Source organism: Aliidiomarina maris (assembly GCF_003987335.1).
GTDB lineage: Bacteria > Pseudomonadota > Gammaproteobacteria > Enterobacterales > Alteromonadaceae > Aliidiomarina > Aliidiomarina maris.
The window spans coordinates 21,315-38,756 of the sequence record NZ_PIPK01000009.1 but is presented as its reverse complement, the minus strand read 5'-3'; the positions used below and the strand labels follow the sequence as shown (position 1 = coordinate 38,756).

General features: G+C 50.7%; 11 protein-coding genes. 6 read left to right on the top strand and 5 right to left on the bottom strand.

Translation table 11 applies throughout. The annotated features are described in order from the left end of the window. The first annotated feature begins 9 nt into the window (after positions 1–9). The 5 genes from CWE07_RS10040 (at position 10) to CWE07_RS10020 (ending at position 7,909) form a co-directional block, all read left to right on the top strand. Positions 10–2,682: a TonB-dependent receptor domain-containing protein gene (locus CWE07_RS10040; protein WP_111569805.1), complete on the top strand. Its 2,673-nt coding sequence runs from the start codon at positions 10–12 to the stop codon at positions 2,680–2,682. A 182-nt stretch (positions 2,683–2,864) separates the two neighbouring features. After that, complete coding sequence (locus CWE07_RS10035) at positions 2,865–3,446, top strand: class I SAM-dependent methyltransferase (protein WP_111569806.1); 582 nt, start codon at positions 2,865–2,867, stop codon at positions 3,444–3,446. Between the two features lie 9 nt (positions 3,447–3,455). Beyond that, the gene (locus CWE07_RS10030; RefSeq protein ID WP_181452281.1) at positions 3,456–3,881 is read left to right on the top strand and encodes an MAPEG family protein; all 426 of its coding nucleotides are present in this window, start codon (positions 3,456–3,458) and stop codon (positions 3,879–3,881) included. A gap of 30 nt (positions 3,882–3,911) precedes the next feature. Beyond that, positions 3,912–4,535: a DUF502 domain-containing protein gene (locus tag CWE07_RS10025; protein ID WP_111569807.1), complete on the top strand. Its 624-nt coding sequence runs from the start codon at positions 3,912–3,914 to the stop codon at positions 4,533–4,535. 17 nt (positions 4,536–4,552) lie between these two features. Continuing rightward, the gene (locus tag CWE07_RS10020) at positions 4,553–7,909 is read left to right on the top strand and encodes a S41 family peptidase (RefSeq protein ID WP_111569808.1); all 3,357 of its coding nucleotides are present in this window, start codon (positions 4,553–4,555) and stop codon (positions 7,907–7,909) included. Positions 7,910–7,985: 76 nt separating this feature from the next. Here CWE07_RS10020 and CWE07_RS10015 read toward each other — a convergent pair whose 3' ends face one another. The 4 genes from CWE07_RS10015 to CWE07_RS10000 form a co-directional block, all read right to left on the bottom strand. Continuing rightward, complete coding sequence (locus CWE07_RS10015; RefSeq protein WP_111569809.1) at positions 7,986–8,969, bottom strand: zinc-binding alcohol dehydrogenase family protein; 984 nt, start codon at positions 8,967–8,969, stop codon at positions 7,986–7,988. Positions 8,970–9,047: 78 nt separating this feature from the next. After that, entirely contained in the window at positions 9,048–10,070 is a 1,023-nt protein-coding gene (locus CWE07_RS10010) for an ArsA family ATPase (RefSeq protein ID WP_111569810.1), read from the bottom strand. After that, a complete protein-coding gene (locus tag CWE07_RS10005; protein ID WP_111569811.1) occupies positions 10,061–10,342 on the bottom strand; it encodes a cory-CC-star protein in 282 nt (93 codons plus the stop codon). Before CWE07_RS10005 ends, CWE07_RS10010 begins: the two co-directional genes overlap by 10 nt. Then, complete coding sequence (locus tag CWE07_RS10000) at positions 10,329–12,011, bottom strand: carbon starvation CstA family protein (protein ID WP_111569812.1); 1,683 nt, start codon at positions 12,009–12,011, stop codon at positions 10,329–10,331. Before CWE07_RS10000 ends, CWE07_RS10005 begins: the two co-directional genes overlap by 14 nt. A gap of 324 nt (positions 12,012–12,335) precedes the next feature. On the opposite strand from CWE07_RS10000, the gene CWE07_RS09995 reads away from it, so the two are divergent. Next, complete coding sequence (locus tag CWE07_RS09995; RefSeq protein ID WP_181452282.1) at positions 12,336–15,593, top strand: TonB-dependent receptor; 3,258 nt, start codon at positions 12,336–12,338, stop codon at positions 15,591–15,593. An 87-nt stretch (positions 15,594–15,680) separates the two neighbouring features. Here the strand turns inward: CWE07_RS09995 and CWE07_RS09990 are convergent, their stop codons facing one another. After that, a complete protein-coding gene (locus CWE07_RS09990; RefSeq protein WP_111569814.1) occupies positions 15,681–17,384 on the bottom strand; it encodes a M28 family metallopeptidase in 1,704 nt (567 codons plus the stop codon). Positions 17,385–17,442: the final 58 nt, after the last annotated feature.

Sequence of the window (17,442 nt, the reverse complement as noted above, 5' to 3'; positions counted from 1 at the left end):
AATATGACGATGACGTACTCAAAATTGACCCTACGCCCCTTGGCGAAGTCAGTTCTGCTTGCGCTCGCATCGGCCTCCTACCTGTCTCAGCCCGCATGGGCTGAGACAGACACGACAGCCGAAGCAGTTGAAAGCAATGCCAGCCCCAGCGTAGAAAGAATTCAAGTCACTGGTCGTTTACTGAGCTCAGCCGCAATTACCGCCGCAGAGCGCCGCGGTCAGGCCCAAGTCAGTGAATTTCTGGACGCCGAAATGATTGGCCGTATCGGAGACTCCGATGTCGGTGCTGCGTTAAAACGCGTCACTGGCTTAACTTTGGTAGATAACAAATTTATTTATGTGCGTGGTTTAGGTGAGCGTTACTCAAGCACTCTCCTGAACGGTGCTATGGTGCCAAGCCCAGACCCGACCCGTAACGTAGTGCCTCTGGACATGTTCCCAACAGGTATCATTGACAGCCTTGCGGTACTGAAAAGCTACTCGGTTGATCAACCTGCGTCATTTGGTGGTGGTGGGGTGAATATTCGCACCCTGAGTTTGCCCCGTGAGCGTATTTTTGAGGTGAACCTTGGTACTGGCTTTAACACTCTCAATAGTGACAATGGTTTGACGTATTCAGGCGGCTCTGACGATTGGCGTGGACGTGATGACGGCACCCGCGCGCTGCCGAACCAAATTAATCAGGCACTGGATGCCTATGGCTCGCTGGAAACTATCTCCATCGCGCGAACTTTGGGACCGCTAAATGCGCAAACGTTAAGCCAGGCACGCGAAATCAACCGTGAACTTGGTACAGCATTTAACCGCAATATGGATGTGACGGACAAATCCATTGGTCCTGACTTTGACGCCAGTGTCACCTATGGCGATCGCATTCAGTTGAGCGACCGCTGGACAGTCGGCGCCGTGGCTTCAATCGCGTATGACAGCTCAAGCCGCAATATCGATGAGCAAGAGCGTTACTTTTCCATCACGCAAGGCAGTAATTTAACCCCGCTAGTTCGTTACGACGATATCTCAGGCACCGAATATAGCACCCAGCTATCCGGTATTTTGAGCGCGGGGATTAACTACGACAACACCCATCGGCTTGAAGGCACGCATATCTATCTGCTTGATACCGCCGATGAAGTGAAATTGAAAGTCGGTGACTCCATTGAAACCATTAATGAGCCGAACCGCGAAAATATGGACTACTCGGTGCGCTACGAAGAGCGCACCATGGTCGCTAACCAAATACGTGGTAAGCATGCGTTTGAATGGTTATGGGACCTAGGTGTCGACTGGCAATGGACGGATGCACGTGCACGCCGCTACGCACCGGGCGAAGTCGAGTATCGCTATGTACGCAACACCAACGCAGACGGTGTCACCACAGCAGCGCTGCGGCGCAGCGATAATGCGGTGCAATACGTCTTTGCTGATATGCGTGACAGCACTGAAAATGGTAGCGTTGATGTTCGTTTACCCATTGATACCAACCGCTGGCAACTTGAATTCCAAAGTGGCTACACCTATTTTCAGCGCGCCCGTGAATCTGAAGTAGACCGCTTTAAGTTCGATAGCCGTGGCTTTAGTAATCTAGAGCTGCAACAATCGTTTAGCCAAATTTTCTCAGATCAGAATATTTTGGATCCGAGTAAAAACTTTGCGATTTCAGACATCACAGCACAAGCCGATGACTATGTGGCGGCCCAACAACTGGATGCAGCGTACCTGGGTCTCGACGCACTCTATAACGACACCTGGCGCTTTACTTTAGGCGCTCGCTACGAGGACTTCCGCCAGGTCGCCCTGCCGCTAAATCCTGCGAACGGTCAAATTGAAGGGAACCCTGCCGATTACCCGTTGCTTGACGACGATTGGTACCCAAGCGCTGCGGTCACCTGGTTGTTCCACCCCGACATGCAGTTACGGGCTGGTATCAGCCAAACCGTAGTGCGTCCAGACCTACGTGAAGTTACGCCGGTTCTGTACGTTGACCCTATTACCGATTTTAGTGTGATAGGTTTTGCTGGCTTAGAAAGCTCTAAGTTGAACAATGCGGATCTGCGCTGGGAATGGTATCTACCGTCTGGCAACAGCTTAAGCGTGGGTGCTTTCTACAAAGACATCGATTCGCCTATTGAAACCGTTGAAATTCTGGGTTCTGACGGCAACTTATTGGTGTCATTTAGAAACGCTGAGCAGGGTCGGATGTACGGGGTTGAAACCGAGTTTGTGCGCCGCTTAGGCGGCTTATGGCAACAGGCCCCTAATTGGCTGGAACAGTTCTTTGTGGCTGGTAACCTGACTTTGAGCGATTCAGAAATCCGGATTCAACCATTGGGCGAGTCCAACATAACCAATCGAGAACGGCGCATGAGCGGTCACTCTCAATACGTGGTTAACGCGCAGCTTGGGTTTGATTCGTTCAATGAGCGCCACAGTGCGACCTTGAGCTACAACGTGTTCGGCTCGCGGATTAACTTCGCTGGTGTGGATGGCAAAGATGACGCCTACGAACAGCCGTTTCATTCGGTGGATGCGACCTATAGTTATTACCCAACTGAGCGCTTAACTTTAAAGTTAAGTGCAAAGAATATTTTGGGTGAGCGCACTGAAATCCTGCAACAAGGCGAGATTTTGCAGGCACGCGACCCTGGCACAAGCTTAGGTGCCAGCTTAACGTATCGCTTCTAAACTCGTTTGAATGCGAAAAAGCCGCTGCTTGCAGCGGCTTTTTTGTTATTCTGACGCGTCTGTTTAATTGCGAGAGATACTCTGTGAAGCTGAAAAGTTCTTGGGCGTGTGGGCTATGTGGGCACACAGGCCACACTCTCATACACACCCACCAACAGCGTCCTTTAACTGGCCGCCAATTCATGCAATGCAACCACTGCCAATTGATTCAAGTGCCACCTACGCAGCGCTACAGCAGTACGGATGAAAAAGCATTGTACGATTTACACCAAAATGACCCGAACGACACAGGGTATCGCGATTTTCTAACCCAGGTCAGCAAGCCGCTACATGCGCTATTGGTCGCGGCAGGTAAAACCTCAGCACAAGGTCTGGATTTTGGTGCTGGCCCGGGCCCAGTATTGCCGAGCCTACTTCAGTCTCTCGGACATCGTTGCGAGGTGTACGACTTATACTACGCACCGAAACTTGAGCGCCTTCAGCATAGCTATGACTTTATTTGCGCCACCGAAGTGTTTGAGCATTTAGCTCAACCGCAACACGTGATGCAGCAACTGCACGCTTGCCTCAACCCGAATGGCTTACTTGCGGTGATGATGCAACGCCCCGACGAGCAAACAAATTTTGCCACTTGGGGATATTTAAATGACCCAACGCATATCAGCTTCTATACTGAAACCGCACTGCATTGGCTGCGCAACCACTGGAAGCTGCGCGAAGTGTTTCGCAGTAGGAACGTCATTATCTGGCAAAACAACAACTAGGACTTCAACATGCAAATTGATTTCTCCGACTACCGTGTCGCGCTAATTGGCGTCGGTTTACTCTTACTTATGGTGTTCGTACAGTGGATGGTTGGCAATGGCCGTAAAGCGAAAGAAGCCGGAGCCTTACCAGGCACACCGCCCAAGCACTTGAGCCATCAGGACTTTACCTTTCGCGCTTGGCGCACACACCAGAACACCTTAGAAAATTTAGGCACTATGTTGGGCGCGAGCTTCCTTGCTATCGTCGCGGGCGCCAACCCGTTTTGGGTCGCCTTGCTCGTGTGGGTGATGCTATTTGGCCGTCTCGTTCATATGATTTTGTACTATGCTATCGCAACCGATAAGAACCCAAGCCCGCGTAGTTACTTTTTTGGCCTAGCGTGGCTGGCAAACTTGGCGCTATTAATCCTAGGCTTAATTGCCTTGTTATAAGCTTATTAGCCTTAATCTCAGGAGTATCCAATGCGCTTAACCGTTAGCAAGCTAAGCCGCTTTATGTTGCGCGGATTGTTCATCGTTTTACCTATCGTGATCACGATTGAGTTGGTTCGCTGGGTATTCATGACCGTTGAGGGCTGGCTTTCGCCCTCCCTTGAAACGTTTGTACCACCGCACTGGTATATCCCCGGCATGGCACTTATCGCCTTCCTACTCATTTGTGTACTCATCGGGTTCTCCGCCTACTCTCGACGTGGTGCCAGGTTGTGGCGAATTCCAGGTCGCGTGTTGGCCGCCATACCCGGGATTAATAAGATTTACGGTATTATTCAAGACCTGTTTGAGGTGATGAGTGGGGAAAACTTCGAAGACGAGTCTGTGGTGATGGTGAAGCTGCCGAATTCAGAAGTCGAGTTGATTGGTATTGTGACCAAAAAAGGCACCGAGCAAAACGATCGAATTGCTGATTTATTGGGCGAAGAACAACTTGCAGTATTTTTACCAATGGCGTACAACGTGGGTGGTTATATGATCATGGTGCCCAAATCTTGTACCCGCAACCTTGATATGAAACCCGCCGAAGCCTTGCAATTAGTGCTCAGTGGCGGTTTGGGGAGTAAAAAGGCGCCGGACACTTCAGTTAAATAATTATACGGGAAAAGAGCATGAAGTTAGCGCTATACCTGGCGTCGGGCACCTTGTTGGCTGGCGTTTCTGCACCAGCCTTGGCTGGCGATGATAATCGCGGCTATTATCGCGACCCCGCACTGCATCAAGACACTGTCATTTTTACTGCCGAAGGCGACCTTTGGCGCGCCCATATTCGCGGTGGTTCAGCCGTTCGCTTAACTACCAGTGCTGCCGAAGAGCGTTATGCCAGCATTTCCCCGGACGGCGAATGGGTGGCTTTTGTTGCTGATTATGATGGCGTGCCTGAAGCCTACGTGATGCCAATTGATGGCGGTATTCCTAAGCGTGTGACCTTTGAAAATAGCCGTGTCCGAGTACAAGGTTGGACCCCAGAAGGACTAATTTTATACAGCACCGACCATGTGATGGGGCCTGCCAATCAATGGGTGTTGCGCGAAGTAAACCCAAGTAACTTAAACACCCGCACAGTGCCGTTGACCGATGCATTTGCGGGTAGTTACAACTTGCGTGCAGAAGGCTTGGTGGTGGAAACCCCAAGCGCTGAGCCAAACGACGATGGTGAATATAGCGTTACCACCACCACGATTAACCCAATTAACCCAGAGTCACTATTTTTTGTACGCTTCGGCTTAAAAGATGCAACTGCGGATAATGCACGTATTTATCGGGGCGGTGCCATGGGTCAGCTGTGGCGCTTTACCCAGGGTGACCAAGAGGCGACACATATCAGTGCCGACCACGTTGGCTCGGTCCGCAACCCAATGGTCGACGGTACCCGGGTTTACTTTATTTCGGACTCTGACGGCACACCCAATATTTGGTCAGTTGACGCCGATGGCCAAGACTTTGTTCAGCATACCGCCTATAACGATTTCCAAGTTTGGTCTGCCAGTGTAAACCAAGGTCGCGTGGCGTATCAGCATGGCGCCGACCTTAAATTACTCGACACCACCACGGGCGAGAGCGAAACTTTAGACATTCGGCTCACCAGTGATTTCACTGAGCGTCAGGAGCGCTGGCTGGATAACCCACTACAGTACTTGACCTCAACCCATTTTAGTGGCGCTCAAGAGCGCGTGGCGATCACCGCCCGTTCGCAAATTGCCTTAGCAGGTCGGGCGCATCAACGCATTGTTAATATCAGTACCCCTGCCGGTAGCCGCTCGCGCAATGCGGTGCTGAGCCATGATGGTCAATGGGTTTACGCCTTGAATGACCACAGTGGTGAAAACGAAATTTGGCGTTTCCCGGCGGATGGTTCCAGTGGCGCCAGCCAATTGACAGATAACGCAAGTACCTTCCGCTGGGGTCTGCACCTGTCACCGAATGGTCAATACATTGCCCATGACGATAAAAATGGCGATTTATGGCTATTAAACCTCAGTAATGGTGCAAACAATCGCATTGCCAGTGGCGGCTGGGGCCACCAGCCTTACCGCGATATAGTCTGGTCGGCCGATAGTGAATTGCTTGCCTTCACGCGCAGTGCCCAAGATGGTTCGCGGCCGCGTGTGGTGCTATATTCACTCGCAGAGCAACGTGAACAGACGTTAACCAGCGATAAGTATGAGTCGTTCTCACCTGCGTTTAGTGCCAATGGTGATTGGCTATACTTCATTTCTAATCGTAATTTCAGTGCCACACCGTCGTCCCCTTGGGGGGATCGCAATATGGGCCCGGCCTTTGATCGCCGCGCGCAAATATTTGCAGTGAGTCTGCGCGCCCAAGCGTGCTTCCCATTTGAACCTGAGCGCGAGGTGAGCGTTTGTAACCAAGCTGCGGCGGATGAAGCACGCAGTAATCGCCGTGGTCAACGCGTCGATTGGGACGGCCTGGCCGGTCGTTTATGGCAGCTTCCGGTGAGTGCCGATAATTATCGTAACCTAAGTGCTGCCGAAGGCTTCTTGTATGCGTTGCGCAGTGACGCAGGCAGCTGGGACAGTGAACTTGTCAGCATTGCTATTGATGCGCGCAACCCGACGGTGGCAACCTTCGCACGCCAGGTCGCGGACTATCAGTTAAGTGCCAATGCAGACAAGATATTCTGGCGCACACGCGATCGCCAAATGTATAGCCACGGGACGCAGGCACAAGCGCCCAGTGACTTAACTCAGGCGCGTTATCATGCGAATCAATGGCAACTTGCATTTAAACCACAGCAAGAATGGCAACAAATGTTCCGTGACGCATGGTTGATGCATCGTGATTTCCTATTTGACGCCGATATGCGCGGAGTGAACTGGCAGAATACCCGTGACAAGTACCAGCCGCTGCTTGCGCGTGTCACAGACCGCCACGAGCTGGATGACTTATTTGCGCAAATGATGAGCGAATTGAATGTGTTGCACTCACAGGTACGCGGCGGTGAATATCCGAGTAACCCTGAGCGCCCACAGGCTGCAACCTTGGGTGCTGCGCTGGAGAGCACGCAAGATGGCGTGCGCATCCGCCATGTATATCGCACCGACCCGGAACTACCGAATCAAGCCTCACCGCTTGCCCAACCAGGCGTAGACGTCCAAGTGGGTGATTTTATTCGTGCAGTCAACGGACAGCACGTAACGAACCCGGCTGAGTTGCATCAAGCGCTACGCAATCAAGTCGGCAAACCGGTATTGATTGAATTACAGCGTGGCCGTAACACCCACCGTACCGTGGTGCAGCCAGTCAGCGTCCAACGTGACCATCGTCTGCGCTATGAAGACTGGATTGAGCGTAATCGCCAAGTGATTAGCGAGCGCAGTGACGCTGATATTGGTTACCTGCACCTCTATGCTATGGGCGCGAACGATATCGCCAGTTTTGCGCGTGAGTTCTATGCCAATGTCGAACGTGAAGGTTTAATTATTGATGTACGTCGTAACCGCGGTGGCAACATTGACAGTTGGATTATCGAAAAGCTGTTACGTCGCGCGTGGTCGTTCTGGGAGCCGAATACACATGGCGCGCCTTACACCAATATGCAGCAGACGTTCCGTGGCCACTTGGTGGTGCTGACTGACGAACTGACGTACTCCGACGGCGAAACCTTCTCTGCTGGGGTCAAGGCGTTAGGGTTAGGCCCATTAGTCGGTAAACGCACGGCTGGCGCTGGGGTTTGGCTCTCGGGTCGCAATACCTTAGCCGATGGTGGTGTCGCACGTGTAGCTGAAACCGCACAGTTTGCAATGGACGGTCGCTGGGTGCTTGAGGGCTACGGTGTTGCCCCTGACTATGAAGTCGATAACTTGCCCCACGCAACCTTCAATGGCCGCGATGCGCAACTGGAGTTTGCGCTCGAGCTACTAGAGCGTCAGCTTGAAGAACAACCTATCGAGCCGCTTCGCAGTCAACCGATGATGATGCCCATCGCCGATGACATTACGCGCTAGGCGCGTTGTATAGAAGCGAAAAGGGCATGCCGAAGCATGCCCTTTTATTTTTCTGCCGTGACCCGTTAGCGAGCCGTTAGCGGGTCACCACGACTTTACCCACCGCACGTTGTGAGCGGATCAACTCATGGGCTTTTGTCAGCGTTGCCGCATCCATAGGTGCCAGGGTTTGGTTCAAGCTTGAACGCAATTTACCCGCGTCAATCAAACTCGCAACTTGCTGTAGTATCTCGCCCTGCTTGGCAATGTCTTTGGTTTTAAACATTGGGCGAGTAAACATAAATTCCCAATGCAATGACAATGACTTTTGCTTCATCACGTTAATGTCCAGCGGCTCTGCAGGGTCGTCAATGAGTGCAAAACGGCCTTGAGGACGCATCATACCAACCACTTCTTCAAAGTAAGAGTCGGTGTGCGTCAGCGACGCAACATGGGTCACGTCTTTTAAACCCGCGGCCGCAAGCTCAGCACTTAATGGCTCAGAATGGTCGAGTACCACATCAGCACCTAATTCAGTCACCCAGGCTTTTGATTCGTCACGCGACGCAGTCGCCACCACGGTGGCGTTGGTAAAGTGTTTAGCCAGCTGGATCAGCATCGAACCGACACCGCCGGCAGCACCGATGACCAGCAACACTTGGTCACTGTTGTCTGATTCAAGCTGTAAACGGTCGAACAGCAATTCCCAGGCGGTCAGTGCAGTTAATGGCACTGCCGCTGCCTGCGCGTCAGACGCCGATTTAGGTGCCAAACTAGCAATACGTGCGTCGACACACTGAAACTCTGCATTACTGCCCGGGCGAGTCACATCGCCCGCATACCACACGCGGTCACCAACTGAAAAGCCAGTCGCCTTGTCACCCATGGCCTGCACTGTACCTACGGCATCAAAGCCTAAGATTTTTTCATCACCACTGGCTTTAGCGCGCGCTAATACCTTAGTGTCGACAGGGTTCACTGACACCGCATCAACGGCGACCAATAGGTCATAGCCAGTTGCAGTCGGCTTATCGGTCTTTATATCTTGCAATTGTCCTTGTCGAGCTAATACTGCTTTCATAACTGCTCCTGTAAAGGTTCAAATGTTCACGCCGCCATGTCTGTGTTGGCTGGCCGTATTATTCGCTTGCGCGCCGCGTTATAGCTTGGCTTGCGCAAGTAGTGTTTGCATATGCTCTAAGCCTTGCATGCCTTCGATATCCATCGCCTGTAGCGGCACATAAAAGCGTTCAATCGCAGCAAACGACTGCTCTATTTGCGCCAAATATTGCTGTTCATGCTGACGCCGCTGCGCTAAGAAAGCGCCGTCGGCATCCTCCGGTAGCACCCGGTTGACTATCAAGCCCGCCAACGGCAGCTTTTCCTGCTGCAGTGTCGCGACGCTACGCTGAGTTTCCAGCACCGGCAGCTTCTCCGGGGTTAATACGAACAAAATAGCGCAACGCTGCGGGTCAGTGAAAAGCCGACGCGTGCGCTGAAACAAACGTTGGCGCGCCTGCAGGCGCTCGCTAATAGCTTGGTTGCGCTCACTCATGCCATCGGACTCATGTTGCTTGGGGTCGCTCATCGGGTTATCAATATCGCGCCCTTTTTTGGGGGTTAAATGGTCTAACACCCCAGCAAGCTTTTGTGACCGACTATCATGCTTTAACAAGCCTTGAGTCCAAGCCGCCATCGCTTCTGGCAAGCTCAGCAAGCGTAAGGTGTGCCCGGTCGGGGCGGTATCAAAGATAATCAGGTCAAAATCTTGCTGCTCTAACCCTTGCTCTAAAATGGTTGCGATGCGTTCCAGCAGCGCAGCCTCTTGTGCGCCGGGGGATTGCTGGGTTAAGCGCAGTTGGCGCTCAATTTCAGCAAACATTTCAGGCCGGGTGAGCTTTTTCATCTCGGCACCCACACGCTCTATATGTGCTTTAACCTCACGATCGGGGTCAATTTCGAGCGCATACAAATTGTCTTTCAAGCGCACACCTAAGGTGTCTTTCGGGTCGCCCACTTTGACCCCAAAGGCATCAGCCAAACTATGGGCTGGATCCGTCGATACCACCAAGGTTTTACGCCCGCGTGCGGCCGCGAGCAGCGCCAGCGTGGCAGACATCGTGGTCTTGCCGACCCCGCCCTTGCCACCGACTAAGATGACGTTCTTATCATTTAACAGCATTTGAAATGATCCAAAGGTGACTTTTCCATGCCCATTCGCATATGCCAGTCATGGAATCGTTCAAGCAGTAAGGGTTGTAATTCGAGGGTGTAGTAACTGGCTGGGTTCGGCACGCCCATGAGGTCAGAAAAAACGAGCAGCATGAATAAATCATCCTGCTCGCGTTTTGCTCGCGCAATCGCTGCGCGGTAGGGGGCGTTATACGCCTCCTCCGCGAAGTGATTCGCCTTTTGCCACCAGTCTTTAATTGCGGTGAGCTTATGAATCTTCATGTTTGTTGGCAGTTTCTTTGCGCAGCTTACTCAACGTAGATGCACATTCGAAAGCGATGAAGATAGCCGCCACTAACACCACGATGTCTAAGGTGAATAAGAACCAGTCACCAGCGACATAGAAAGTTTTCAATTGTAACAGTAGCGCTGCAACCGTCATCACCAGTAAGAACAGCAATGGAATTAAAGTGTAGTACATTGGGCGGCCCATGCGTACTAACAGAACCGTAATCACCATCAGGGTTAAGCCTGCTAACAGCTGGTTGGTGGTTCCGAACAGAGGCCAAATCAATAGACCACCTGAACCATCTGCGCCACCTGCACCAAAGGCAAGCAACAAACAGGTACCGACCGCCAACAGCGTGGCTGGGATAACTTTTTGCATCCATTTGATGTCGTAAATGCTGCCCCACTCTTGGAAAATGTAGCGTTGTAAACGTAAGCCTGTATCCATCGTGGTTCCAGCGAAGAGTACCGCCATCACCGTCAGCAAAGTTTCCGCTAAACCAATTTCCAAGCCGATGCCGTTATTAATAATGTAAGCACCACCTTGAACGAAGGCATTCACACCACCTTGACCGAACGCAGAGTAAACGGCATTCCAGTCCGCGAACGTCGCAAAACCAGCCGTAGCGGCGATAATTGCAGCCAATGCCAGTGAGCCTTCACCTACGGCACCGAAGTAACCAACAAAACGCGCGTCGGTTTCTTTCTCAAGCTGCTTCGACGTTGTACCGCCCGCTACTAAGCCGTGGAATCCAGAAATCGCACCACAGGCAATGGTTACGAACAATAACGGAATCAATGACGGTGTGCCTTCGGGCACATCGGTATTAAACGCAGGCGCAACCATTTCCGGGCCCATCAGAATAACAGCTGCGTAAAGCAGGATTAGACCGATGAAAAGCTGTAAACCATTAATATAGTCTCGTGGTTGTAACAGCATCCAAACTGGTAATAGTGATGCGATAGCTGCATAACCGAACAAAATCATAATCCAGGTCGCGCGGTCAGATACACCACCAATGCTCTCCGGCAGGCTGATCGGCATGACCGGACCTAAGCCGATAAGCGCGTATAACGCAATCACACCGACAATCGATACAGTAATAAGGCCGATGTACTTACGGTAAATCAGCTGACCAATAATCAGCGCGACGAAAATAGCACCCCAAACCGGAATCACTGAACTTGGGAAGTCAACCAACAGGCCTGCAATAACGGTCGCGAATACCGCGTTCACCATCAGCAGAACCAAGAAGATGACGATCATAAACAAGCTACGTGCGCGTTTGCCCACGACGTCGCCCGTCAGTGCACCAATCGACTTCGCTTTATTGCGGTTACTTGCCCAGATCGCGCCGGCGTCGTGGACACCCGCGAAGAAAATGGTACCTAATACCACCCAAATAAAGGCTGGCACCCAACCCCAGATAACCGCAATTGCAGGGCCGATAATTGGCGCTGCGCCAGCAACTGAAGTGAAATGGTGGCCCCATAACACGTATTTGTTGGTTGGGACGAAATCGACACCGTCCTCAAACTCATGTGCCGGCGTCCTGAAGTTCGGATCAAGCCGAAAAATCCGTTCGGCAATGAATTTAGAGTAAACCAAGTACCCAAGCGCCATGGCGCCGAGACCTAGTAGTAAGACAAAAATTGCATTCATGTGTCGCTCTCGCTTCGTTATTTTAAACGGTTCTGCTAGTTTACACATTCCAACCGCAAGGAAAGATTAGACCAAGGTCTAGTAGTTGCCGATCATATTTCATGATTTAGCCCGTGAAAACCGCTAGTTTAGTAACTCTTATTTAGGGTAATAAAATTAAGTTCCCTTAATAACCAAATAAATACGAAAAAACATATGAAACTGGTTACTTTTTGTCATAAAATACTCGCCGAATTGTCATGGTGTTGTAACAAATGGACTGTAACCTCACCCATCCAAAAGCTTTACTCTCAAACTCTCTCACAAACTATGCAGGAAAATAGCATGACTAAGAAGACCAAACTGACCCGCATTGCTGCGGCAGTCGCGCTGACACTAAGCATGTCTTCTGCAGCTGTAATGGCTCAGGAAACATCATCTTCAATGCGAGGCCAGATTGTTGACCAACAAGGTCAGGTTGTCGCTAACACCCGTGTTATCATCATTCACGTTCCTTCAGGTACGACTACAACAGCAGTCACTAACAGCAGCGGTAACTTTACTGCGTCTGGTCTGCGTGTTGGCGGTCCATACCGTGTCATCCTGGAAAACGCGAGTTTCGAAGCCAAAACTATCGAAGATATCTTCCTTCAGTTAGGCGACGCCTACCGACTGACTGCTGAGTTAGAGCCGCAAGGCCAAGCTAACTACGAGCGCATTTCAGTCACTGGTCGTGCTATTAACACTACTTCTTTGCAGTCTGGCTCAGCGAGTACTTGGGGCGCCCAAGAAATCCAGAATATGCCAGCGTTTGACCGCGACTTACGAGACGTTGTACGTCAAAACCCATTGGCTACAGACTTGGGTGATAGCAACCGTTCGTTATCGGTTGCTGGTAACAATCCACGTTATAACAGCATCACCGTTGACGGTATCGGCCAAAACGATGATTTTGGTTTGAACAACAGCGGGTACCCTACTAACCGTTCGCCTATCTCAATCGATGCTATTGAACAGGTGTCTATTGAAGCCGTACCATTCAATGCACGCTACAGTGGTTTTGCTGGTGCACGTGTGAATGCGGTAACTCGTTCTGGTACCAATGATTTCTTTGGTTCAGTTTTTTATGAGTACGCAAGTGATAGCCTAGCCGGTAACCCGCCTGCAAACCGATATAACCCGAATTCACGCCCAGAATTAGATTTTAAAGAAGAATCTATGGGCTTTAGTTTGGGCGGTCCTATTTTACGCGACCGTTTATTCTTCTTTGTAAACTACGAGCGCTATGAAGAACCAACTAGCATTCAGCAAGGACCACTTGGTTCAGGTGCAGTTGAACAGAAAAATCTTGACCCTCGTGTGGTTGAACGTGTTCAAGAGATTGCTCGCTCTGTTTACGGCGTAGAGCCTGGTGACTGGAATGTTCAACCAGAACAAAATGATGAAAAAATTCTAGCAAAAATTGACTGGAATATTAATGATGACCATCGTGCTGCATTCACTTACCAGCGCGCTGAAGATTTAAACACAAACGGCGCTACGACTGGCGGGGAAAGTTTGAACCTCAACTCAAACTGGTACTTCCGTGAACAGTCAATGAATAACTTTGCTGCGCAATTATATTCAAACTGGTCACCTAACTTTAGTTCTGAACTAAAAGTTTCATACAAAGACGTTAAGACGAGTCAAGATCCTCAGTTAGGTCGTAATTTCGGTGCTGTTGCGGTTAACTTCACTGAGGAAGAGAACTTTGGCCTAGCTCGCGGCACAATTAACTTAGGCCCTGACCGCTCACGTCATGCAAACTACCTGGAAACCACGACGCTTGAATTACAAGCACATGGTGAATATTTACTGAATGATAATCGTATTCAGTTTGGTGTCGAGTATACCGACATTGAGGTTTTCAATGAGTTTGTTCAAAACTCGCTGGGTGTATTTAGCTTCAGCTCAGTTGAAGACTTCGAAAACCGCTTCGCTGACCGTATTCAATATCAAAATGCCATCACGAATAACTCAGCAGACGGCGCAGCTGACTTTAGCTACGGTAACATCGCAGCTTACTTACAAAACTCCTGGGAAGTAAACTGGGATCTAACCTTAAACTTCGGTTTACGCTACGAGCGCCAGCTTTCAAGTGCTGAACCAACGTTCAACCAAAACTTCTTTGACCGTTATGGTTTTGCGAATACAACGAACATGGACGGCTTGGACTTATTCCTTCCTCGTGTAAGTTTTGAATATCGCTGGACTGATGACATCACTGTACGCGGTGGCGTAGGTCGCTTCTCTGGTGGTCGACCCAATGTGTGGATTTCGAACGCTTATACCAATGATGGTGTAACTATCGTTGCTGCGCCAGACCTCAACAATGTTGAAAACGCTGACATTACTAATGTCCCTCAGGAGATGCGCGATTCATTGTCTGCTGGTGATGGTAATACCACGCCGATCGACCCTGACTTCAAGTTACCAGTCGATACGCGTTACTCACTTGCTGTGGATTATGACAACCTGAACTTGGGCTTTTTAGGTGAAGGCTGGTTCGCGTCTGCAGAAGTTATTTATACTGATAACGAGCGCGAAGTTGCTTGGTTCGATTTATCCAAAGCCCCTCTGCTAGATGAAAGCGGCAACCAGATTACTACCGCGGGTGGCCGTCCTCTGTATGTTAACTGGGATCCGTTAGCAGGGCCTCAACCAACTGAAATTGGTGGCTTTAACACTGAACGGTACGACATCATGCTGACTAACGTAAGTGGTGGTCGTGGTATCGTTTCAACCTTCAGTTTAGGTAATGCTTGGGATAACGGTTTAAGTTTCCGTGTTGCATATACCAATCAAGACGTTACTAACGTGACGGCGGGTGGTTCTTCAACTGCTCACTCTAACTACAACTTCCAAACCGCTATTGATAAGCAAAACCCAGGCACTGGTGTTGCTTCTTATCAAGTTGAGCATCGCTTCATGGCGTCATTAAACTATCGCCGTGAATTCTTCCAAGGCTATGCTTCTAACTTTAGCTTATTCTGGGACCGCTTCTCTGGTCGTCCATACAGCTGGGCACTTGACACTGAAATCGGTTCAAGCGGCGGCGTGCGTGCGTTTGGTGACGGTTCTAGCCAAGGCTTGTGGCGCTCTCAAAACTACCTTCCGTACATTCCGACCGGCCCTAATGACCCAGCTATCGCAGGGTATGCAGACGGATTTAGTTACGAGCAGTTGGATGCATACATCATGGCAGCGGGCCTAGACCAGTTCCGCGGTGGTTATGCACCACGTAACTGGGAGCGTGGCCCTTGGAACGGTAACTTAGACTTCCGTTTCGAGCAGGAGATTCCTGGTTTCGTCGAAGGTCATAAGGGTGCTTTCTACATCGACATTCGCAACGTGTTTGCAATCTTCGGTGAGAACCAACGTCACACAGTAAGCTTCGCCGATACAGGCTTGCGTTTCGCAGGTATTGATGTTGACCCAGAATCAGGTGGTTACATCTACAGCGAACCTCGCTTCGCGTTTGATGCAAGCCCTCGTTTTGCAACTCGATACAACGAGCGTGCCTCTACCTGGAGTGCGAAAATTGGTGTTCGCTACCGCTTCTAATACGCCCCGCGTATAAGCAATAGCAACAAACCAAATAAAAAGGGCAACCATCACTGGTTGCCCTTTTTCTATGTCTGGTGCGAAGCTTTAGTCTTGACGCAAGTGGTCGGTTGCTAAACGCTCAGCTTCAAATTCATTGCCTGGCGCCCATTGCGGCCAGCGACGTGTGTTAGCAAGCTCATAACCCACTCTAAAGTACACCCATAAGTCTTGCTGCATACCACGCAAGTCCCATTTAGGGTCATACTCATCCGCAGGCTTATGATATAGCTCTGCAAACAAATACTCGTACATTTCACGGCCATACGCTTTGCCTTTCTCAAAATGGTCGATGCCGCCTTTTGCGTACAACATAGGTACGCCTTTGTTGGCTAAACTAAAGTGATCTGAGCGATAGAAAAAGCCAGTTTCTGGATTGGTTTCAGGGGCTAGATAGCGGTTTTGCGCGGCTACAAAGGGGGCAGCGACGTCTTGCATGTCAGAATTATTCCAACCGACCACCACGAAATCACGCATTGGACCGTACATGTTTTGCATGTCCATGTTGATGCCTGCTACGGCTTGATCAAGCGGTAGCAAGGGCTCTTCGCCATACCATAATGAGCCTAGTAAACCACGTTCCTCGGCACCGACCATCAGGAACACGATGCTACGCTCTGGTTGCTCACCTTGGCCAAATGCCTCGGCCAAAGACAGCAAGGCGGCGGCGCCACTGGCGTTGTCTTGGGCACCATTAAAAATTGCGCCACTGATAGGGTCGGTGCCCATATGGTCCCAGTGTGCCATGTAAATGACATGCTCATCTGGGTACAAGCTGCCTTCAACCTTACCGATGATATTCGCCGTCTCGAAAAACTCTATCTCATTCTCGACTATCATCGACATCTGCCGATTCAACTCAATCGGCGTGAAATCGCTGGATAATGCTCGCTCGCGCGCTTCGTCAAGGGTCATCCCAACGTGATTAAACAAGGTTTGCGCCGATTCTTCAGTGACCCAACCTTCAATCTTGGCGCGGTGACTATTTAAGTCATCGGTTTTTAAACTAAAACGCACCGGAGATCCACCAGCGACCACGCCCCAGCCATAACCCGCAGGGCCTGTCTCGTGAATAATAATCGCGGCTTCAGCGCCTTGACGCGCTGCCTCTTCAAATTTATAGGTCCAGCGCCCGTAGTAGGTCATCGCGTTGCCATTAAACAACGATTCATCCTGAGTGGCATAGCCGGGGTCGTTAACCAGCATCACCACAGTTTTGCCTTCAACGTTTAGGCCAGCATGATCATTCCAGTCATATTCGGGTGCCACAATGCCATAACCGACAAATACCATGTCACTGTCTTCGACTTCCACTGCATCGGTAATGCGCTGGGTCCAACCCATCATTTGTTGGCGATAGCTAAACTCATTGCTGTCATCGGCACCCGAAAACTGCATATTCGTCACTCGGCTGGGTGCAATACGCGCCATCGGCACCATCTGGGTGTAGGTGTCGTCGGTCATCGACACTAAGCCAGCTTGCTCATACACCGAACGCACATAGTCCACGGTTAATTCCTCGCCACGTGTACCTGGCGCCCGCCCTTCAAACTCATCGGATGCTAAGGTACGCAGGTGATCACGGTAGGTGGCGGAAAAGTTGGTGTCGACATAGCCATCGGCATCGGTCACTGCTGGAAACGCTTGCAGCGCCATGTTGTCTTGGTTGGTATCGCTGGGCTGAGATGGTGAGCAGGCTGCCGTGAAGGCAAGCACCGCTAATCCCGCCATCGCAGGTTTTGCATGTTGCATAGGGTAATCCTTTGCTGGAGTGAAATAACGAATCAAGGTAGCCCGCGCATACCATGAT